The sequence below is a fragment of the Staphylococcus sp. EG-SA-2 genome (assembly GCF_017152085.1).
Genome location: NZ_JACYHC010000094.1, coordinates 1 through 555 on the forward strand (window position 1 = coordinate 1; position 555 = coordinate 555).

The window sequence follows — 555 nt, forward strand, 5'->3', positions numbered from 1 at the left end:
TTAATGATTCATATTGTAGGGTGATTGCAATGTCATCTAAGCCATTTACAAGTTTATTTTTCCAAGTTTCATCAATTTCAAAATGGAAACGCTTGTCTGGTGATGACACAGTTTGATTTGGTAAATCTATTTCAATTTCCTCATATTGTGCAAGATGTTCACGAGCACTTTTTTCTAAAACGATAGGCAACATCGCATTTTTAGTGCAATTCATATAAAATATGTCACTGAAACTTCCTGCAATAATAATATGAAAACCATAGTCCTTAAGAGCCCAAGCAGCATGTTCACGACTTGAACCACATCCAAAATTATCTCCAGTAATTAAAATAGAAGCCCCTTTATATTGTGGTTTGTTAGGATTGAAATCAGGATTATCTGAACCATCAGGTAAGTACCGCCATTCATCAAAAGCAAATGGACCAAAGCCACTTTTTGAAATACGCTTTAAGTGTACCTTAGGAATGATTTGGTCTGTATCGATATTGTCGTTGAAGAGAGGGACTATTTTACCTTTATATGTTGTAATAGGTTTGATTGCTGCCATTTAAACAA

General features: G+C 34.2%; 1 protein-coding gene. It reads right to left on the reverse strand.

The window, feature by feature from the left end:
* On the reverse strand, positions 1-547 hold a 547-nt coding region (gene leuD / locus IDG60_RS27130), incomplete at its 3' end, for a 3-isopropylmalate dehydratase small subunit (protein ID WP_206160374.1).
* Positions 548-555 lie beyond the last annotated feature (8 nt).